The organism is Amnibacterium sp. (assembly GCF_025463795.1).
In the GTDB taxonomy this organism is placed as follows: domain Bacteria; phylum Actinomycetota; class Actinomycetes; order Actinomycetales; family Microbacteriaceae; genus Amnibacterium.
This window is the reverse complement of sequence record NZ_JAODBE010000075.1, coordinates 1-5,308: the sequence shown is the minus strand read 5'-3', so window position 1 is coordinate 5,308 and position 5,308 is coordinate 1. Positions and strand designations below refer to the sequence as shown.

General features: G+C 71.8%; 6 protein-coding genes and 2 pseudogenes. 3 read left to right on the top strand and 5 right to left on the bottom strand.

What is annotated here, in order from left to right; genetic code table 11:
- From JWQ92_RS07410 to galU, 3 genes and pseudogenes are all read right to left on the bottom strand, one after another.
- Positions 1-293 (bottom strand): annotated as a pseudogene (locus JWQ92_RS07410) (hypothetical protein); the annotation flags it as partial.
- A gap of 102 nt (positions 294-395) precedes the next feature.
- Positions 396-1,037 (bottom strand): GNAT family protein, encoded by a 642-nt coding sequence (locus JWQ92_RS07405; protein WP_297343826.1) that lies wholly within the window; start codon positions 1,035-1,037, stop codon positions 396-398.
- Between the two features lie 13 nt (positions 1,038-1,050).
- Positions 1,051-1,944, bottom strand: a complete 894-nt coding sequence (galU, locus tag JWQ92_RS07400) for a UTP--glucose-1-phosphate uridylyltransferase GalU (protein WP_297343825.1) — start codon at positions 1,942-1,944, stop codon at positions 1,051-1,053.
- A gap of 40 nt (positions 1,945-1,984) precedes the next feature.
- Here galU and JWQ92_RS07395 point away from each other — a divergent pair, with 40 nt between their 5' ends.
- The 3 genes from JWQ92_RS07395 (at position 1,985) to mscL (ending at position 3,478) form a co-directional block, all read left to right on the top strand.
- Positions 1,985-2,596, top strand: a complete 612-nt coding sequence (locus JWQ92_RS07395) for a 5-formyltetrahydrofolate cyclo-ligase (RefSeq protein WP_297343824.1) — start codon at positions 1,985-1,987, stop codon at positions 2,594-2,596.
- 5 nt (positions 2,597-2,601) lie between these two features.
- The gene (locus JWQ92_RS07390; RefSeq protein ID WP_297343823.1) at positions 2,602-2,922 is read left to right on the top strand and encodes an FmdB family zinc ribbon protein; all 321 of its coding nucleotides are present in this window, start codon (positions 2,602-2,604) and stop codon (positions 2,920-2,922) included.
- An 82-nt stretch (positions 2,923-3,004) separates the two neighbouring features.
- Positions 3,005-3,478: a large conductance mechanosensitive channel protein MscL gene (gene mscL / locus JWQ92_RS07385; protein ID WP_297343822.1), complete on the top strand. Its 474-nt coding sequence runs from the start codon at positions 3,005-3,007 to the stop codon at positions 3,476-3,478.
- A gap of 112 nt (positions 3,479-3,590) precedes the next feature.
- On the opposite strand, the gene JWQ92_RS07380 is transcribed toward mscL, so the two are convergent.
- Both JWQ92_RS07380 and JWQ92_RS07375 read right to left on the bottom strand, forming a co-directional pair.
- On the bottom strand, positions 3,591-3,737 hold the full coding sequence (locus JWQ92_RS07380; RefSeq protein WP_297343821.1) for a hypothetical protein: 147 nt from the start codon (positions 3,735-3,737) through the stop codon (positions 3,591-3,593).
- Positions 3,738-3,763: 26 nt separating this feature from the next.
- Positions 3,764-5,308: pseudogene (locus JWQ92_RS07375) on the bottom strand (AAA family ATPase); the annotation flags it as partial.

Genomic DNA, 5,308 nt, shown 5'->3' with positions numbered 1-5,308 from the left:
GCGAGGGTGCGCTCGGCGGCCGTCTCGCGGGGCCGCGCGACGCTCTCCGCCTGCCGTGCCGCATCGCGGAGCGCACGGTGCTGCTCGGCGACGCTCCGGGCCGACACCTCCGCCCGCACCTCGTCCGGCACCTCCGCCGTCTCGGCGAGGATGCGGAGCGTCTGCTGCAGCCGGACCGCGGTCCGCTCGGTGGTCAGGTACTGCCTGCGGCGCAGCCAGGTCGGCGCGAGGTAGAGCAGCCACAGCACGGCCGCGAAGGCGATGATCGCCCCGCCACCGAATCCGCCCGCCATATCACGAACGCTAGGGTCCAGCCGGGTGCCGCAGTGGGAGCGCATGGTGGCGTGTCGCGCACCGCGACACACCGGGCGCGTCCCGCCCCAATCCGGGTGGGGTCAGGGGAAGGGCGTTCTCGCGAGCTCCCGGTCGGCCTCGGGCACGGTCGCCGAGCCGGGCGGCACGTTCCCCTCGCGCCACCGGCGAAGCACACCGCCCGGCACCTCCTCGGTCACGAGCCCGAAGCAGAAGTGGTCACGCCAGTCGCCGTTGATGTGGATGTAGCGCCGCTTCAGCCCCTCGTACCGGAAGCCGAGCTTCTCCACGACCCGCAGCGACTTCGCGTTCTCGGGCCGGATGCAGATCTCCATCCGGTGCAGTCCGAGCGCCTGGAAGCAGTGGTCGGTCGCGAGCGCGACGGCCGTCGGCGTCGCGTTGCGGCCCGCGAACCGCTCGGCGATCCAGTAGCCGATCGTCGCCGACGACAGCGAGCCGTAGGAGATCGACGTGACGTTCAGCTGCCCGGCGAGCTCGCCGTCCACCTCGATGACGAACGGCAGCCCCTGGCCGTTGCGGGCGTTCTGCTGCAGGGCCCGGATGCTGCCCCGGGTGTCGAAACCGATCGAGCCGCGGGGACTCGTCGCCTCCCACTCGCGCATCCAGGAGCGGCCCTCGACGAGCTCGCGCTCGACGGCTCGGGCGTCGCGCAGGCGGATGGGTCGGATGCCGACGGATCCGCTCGTCAGCGTCGGGATCGGCATCGGTCGGTCGCGCTCAGTCCAGGTGGGCGGCGAACTGCTTCAGCCAGGGCCGCAGCTCCGGGCCGAGGTCCTCGCGTTCGGTCGCGAGCTGCAGGATCGCCTTGATGTAGTCGATCTTGTCGCCCGTGTCGTAACGACGCCCGCGGAAGACGACGCCGTACACGCCACCCGTCCACTCGGGCGCCTCGGCCATCTTCTGCAGCGCGTCGGTGAGCTGGATCTCGCCGCCCTTGCCCGGGCCGGTGTGCTCGAGCACGTCGAACACCTCGGGGCGCAGCACGTACCGGCCGATGATCGCGAGGTTCGAGGGCGCGTTCTCCTTCGACGGCTTCTCGACGAGGCCCGTGACGCGCACGACGTCCTCCTCCTCCGTCGGCTCGACCTTCGCGGCGCCGTAGAGGTGGATCTGCTCCGGGTCGACCTCGAGCAGCGCCACGACGGAGGCGCGACGCTGCTGCTGCACCTGGATCATCCGGGGCAGGAGCGGGTCGCGCTCGTCGATGAGGTCGTCGCCGAGCAGCACCGCGAACGGCTCGTGCCCGACGTGCATGCGGGCCTGGAGCACCGCGTGACCGAGCCCGTGCGGGTCGCCCTGCCGGAAGTAGTGGATGTCGGCGATGTTCGTCGACTCGTGCACCCGCTGGAGCTTCGCGTGATCGCCCTTGCGCTCGAGCGTCGCCTCCAGCTCGTAGACGCGGTCGAAGTGGTTCTCGAGGGCGTACTTGTTGCGTCCGGTGACCATGAGCACGTCGTGGAGACCCGCGGCGACCGCCTCCTCGACCACGTACTGGATCGCGGGCTTGTCGACGACGGGGAGCATCTCCTTCGGCATCGCCTTCGTCGCGGGGAGGAAGCGAGTACCGAGACCGGCGGCCGGGATGACCGCTTTCGTGATCATGTTGGCCATGAGGGCAAGGCTATCGGAGCGGGCTTTCTAGGATTAGGGCATGGGCGCCGATCCGACCCACCAGAAGAGGGCCTTGCGCGCCGAGCTCCGGGAGCGCAGGCGCAACCGCACGGGCCCGGAGCGGAAGTCCGCGACCGACGGGTTCACCGCCCGGCTCACCGAGCTCACGCAGCGGTTGGGGGCGACGTCGGTGTCGTGCTACCTCTCGGCGGCCGACGAGCCGAACACCCGGCCCTACCTCAACTGGGCGCGGGCGAACGGCATCCGCGTGCTGTTCCCCATCAGCCGCGAGGACGGCCTCCTCGACTGGACGACGGCGACGCCCGGCGAGGAGGAGTACATCGGCCTCTACGGCATGCCGGAGCCGGTCGGCGAACCGCTCGGCCCCATCGCGATCAACGACGTCGATCTCATCGTCGTGCCGGCGGCCGCCATCGACCGGGGCGGGATGCGGCTCGGCTGGGGACGCGGCTACTACGACAAGACGCTCGGCTCGATGGAACGGTGCCCGCCGGTCTACGGGGTAGTCTTCGACTCCGAATTCGTGGACGAGGTGCCCAGAGAACGCCACGACCAGGCGCTCGACGGTGTGATCACCCCCACGAGGACCGTGGAGTTCTCCACGCGCTCGGCCCGCCGACGGAGGATCTGACCTTCATGCCCGTATATGCATACAAGTGCCGCGACTGCGGGACACCCCTCGAGGTGCACCAGGAGTTCAGCGACGCGCCCCTCACCGTCTGCCCGACCTGCGGCGGCGCCCTGCGGAAGCAGTACGGCTCCGTCGGCGTGACGTTCAACGGGTCCGGCTTCTACCGCACGGACTCCCGCGCGGGCGAGAAGAAGCCGGCCGACGCGAAGAGCGACACGGGCTCGTCCGACTCGAGCTCGCCCGCGCCGGCGAAGACCGACGCCGGCTCCGCGCCGAAGACCGAGTCCAAGCCCGCGGCGAAGCCGGCGGCCGCACCCGCGTCCTGAGCCGCACGTCGAGACCGGATCGCAACGCGGCCCGGGACTTCCCGGGCAGCGACCCGTCCGAGCCCTCTGCTACACAGATCGCGTGAAGGGTTTCCGGGACTTCGTCCTCCGCGGCAACGTCGTCGACCTCGCCGTCGCGGTGGTGATCGGCGCCGCGTTCACCGCGATCGTCACCTCGATCGTCACGAACCTCATCACCCCCCTGATCGCGGCGATCTTCAACGCCGGCAGCCTCGACAACGCTCTGGTCGTGCATCTGCCGTGGGTCCACGGCGCCGCGGGCGGCCTCCGGTTCGGGGCGGTGCTCGGCTCGATCATCAACTTCCTGATCGTCGCTGCCGTCGTCTACTTCGCCTTCGTGGTGCCGCTGAACTGGGCGATGAAGCGCGCCTTCGCGCGGAAGCAGCAGGAGGCGACGGCGACGCCGGCCGCCACTCCCCCCACCGAGACGGAGCTGCTCGTCCAGATCCGCGACCTGCTCGCCGGCAGCCCGAGCCCCGAGGGCGACCACACCCTCCCCCCTGGCCACGGCTCCCACCGAGCCCCCGCGGGGTAGCGCCTCCGCACCGCGAGGCGCGGAACCGCACGACGCCGTCCGGCGGATGCGACATCTCCTGGGCCCACGGGCCCTGCCGGACCGGGGAGGTTCGCACGGACGCGACGCGCGGTCAGCCCCAGTGGGGCGGCTTGTCCGCCTTCAGGCGGTCGTCGTTCGCATCCGGGCCATCACCCCGGGCGTGGGGCTCGTCCTCGCCGGCCAGCGGCGTCTCGCCCGCAGGCGCGGGATCGGATCCGGGCGCCGGCTCCGTGCGCACGCGGCGATGCCGCGCGCCCCGTCCGGTCAGGTGTTCACCTCGACGACCGGGACCGTGTTGGTCAGCGGCGAGGGCTCCCGTGCCCCGAGCGCGATGGCGATGCGCTGCGCGACGGCGTCCGGGTCGGAGAACAGGTCGAAGCTGTGCACCCGGAGGTAGTGCCAGCCGAGCCGCTTGAGCATCTCCGGCCGCAGGCGCAGGCTCTGCCGGAGCGAGGGCGCGCCGATCGTCGAGTCGGTCTCGACGGTCATCGCGCGGGCGCCGAAGGACGCGACGAGCGGCAGCTTGCCGTGGTACCCGAGCGACGTCTTCATCCCGTGCGCGCGCAGGCGCCGCGCGAGGTCGACGAGCATCGCGTCGCGGTCGTCGTCCAGCGGATCCTCCGCGACGCGCGCCTCCGCGTCCGCGAGCAGCCGCTGCAGGGCCGCGATCCCGCGGGGCATCCGCTCGGCCTCGAGGTCCTCCGGCCGGAAGCAGGACACGATCGCGAGCGACCGGCGTGCGCGGGTGACGGCGGCGGCGAGCAGCCGGTCGCCGCCCGGCTTCGCGAGCGGTCCGAGCGTCGACAGGGTCCGGCCGTGCGGCGTGCGGCCGTAGCCGACGCTGAAGATGACGCGGTCGCGGCTGTGGCCCACCGCCTCGGCGATCGGGACGACCATGAACGGTTCGGCCGCGTCGCGGAGGAAGAAGTCGGTGAGGTCACCGCGCCGCACGAGCGCCTTCATCACCGCCTGCTGCACGCGGATGGCGTGCTTCGCGCTGCCGGAGATCACCATCAGGGATTCGCGGGGCCGGTTCGTGGCGTGGTCGAGCACCCGATCGACCACCCGCTGCACCTCGGGCTCGACGGCCTCGACCGTGCCGGTCTCCGCGTCCGGCAGGCCGTGGCCGTTGTCGACGTAGTCGAGCACGAGGCTGCCGTGGCCGAGGAAGGTGCCCGCCCAGGGCACGCTCTCGATGCGGCCCTCGTAGAAGCGCCGGTTGACGAGCTCGACGAGGTCCTCACCGCCGGCCCGATAGCTGGTCGTGAGCTCGAACGACGGCACGAGCTCCGCGATCCGCGCGAAGACCGAGTCGGCGTGCCGCTCGTCGAGACGGCGCTGAGTCTCGGGCGGGTTCTCGGTCTCGCGCACCGCGATGTCGAACGGCATCGGCGTCTGCGTGACCGGGTCGCCGAACGCGACGACCTGGCGGGCCCGGCGGATGGCGCCCAGCCCCTCCGCGAAGCTCAGTGCGCCGGCGTCGACGAGGAACACCGCGTCGAAATGCATGGCGTCGCCGAGCTCGTGCACCTCGTACGGCGAGGTGAGCCACACGGGCGCGAGCAGCTTCAGCAGGTGCGGCGCCTCGCGGTTCAGCACCACAGGGTCGTCGCACTTCGCCTGGAGGAGCTGCCGAAGCCCCTCCGCCTCGCCCCCCCAGTCGGTGACGCCGAGGCGCCAGGCGTCCGCGAGCTGCCAGGCGAGCCGCTTCGCGTTGGACTTCTGATGCGCCTCGTCCACGAGCCGGAAGTCCTGCTCGAGCCGGTCGAGCACGGAGGTGTTCGCACCGAGCAGCGCCGGGTCCTCGGC

Bases quoted from the DNA above. Each gene is read 5' to 3' on its own strand.
- galU (WP_297343825.1), bottom strand. From the start codon at position 1,944: ATGGCCAACATGATCACGAAAGCGGTCATCCCGGCCGCCGGTCTCGGT.
- JWQ92_RS07395 (WP_297343824.1), top strand. From the start codon at position 1,985: ATGGGCGCCGATCCGACCCACCAGAAGAGGGCCTTGCGCGCCGAGCTC.
- JWQ92_RS07405 (WP_297343826.1), bottom strand. From the start codon at position 1,037: ATGCCGATCCCGACGCTGACGAGCGGATCCGTCGGCATCCGACCCATC.
- JWQ92_RS07390 (WP_297343823.1), top strand. From the start codon at position 2,602: ATGCCCGTATATGCATACAAGTGCCGCGACTGCGGGACACCCCTCGAG.